Raw genomic sequence first — 441 nt, forward strand, 5'->3', positions numbered from 1 at the left:
GACTACCCGGGTATCTAATCCTGTTTGCTCCCCATGCTTTCGAGCCTCAGCGTCAGTTATCGTCCAGTAAGCCGCCTTCGCCACTGGTGTTCCTCCTAATATCTACGCATTTCACCGCTACACTAGGAATTCCGCTTACCCCTCCGACACTCTAGTACGACAGTTTCCAATGCAGTACCGGGGTTGAGCCCCGGTCTTTCACATCAGACTTGCCGCACCGCCTGCGCTCCCTTTACACCCAGTAAATCCGGATAACGCTTGCACCATACGTATTACCGCGGCTGCTGGCACGTATTTAGCCGGTGCTTCTTAGTCAGGTACCGTCATTATCTTCCCTGCTGATAGAGCTTTACATACCGAAATACTTCTTCGCTCACGCGGCGTCGCTGCATCAGGCTTGCGCCCATTGTGCAATATTCCCCACTGCTGCCCACCCGTAGG

At 54.0% G+C, this 441-nt stretch carries 1 rRNA gene; it reads right to left on the minus strand.

Annotated elements, in window-relative coordinates:
* A 16S ribosomal RNA gene (locus DCS96_RS18400) occupies nt 1-441 on the minus strand; the annotation flags it as partial.

The sequence above is a fragment of the Zobellella maritima genome (assembly GCF_003075035.1).
Classification (GTDB): Bacteria; Pseudomonadota; Gammaproteobacteria; order Enterobacterales; family Aeromonadaceae; genus Oceanimonas; species Oceanimonas maritima.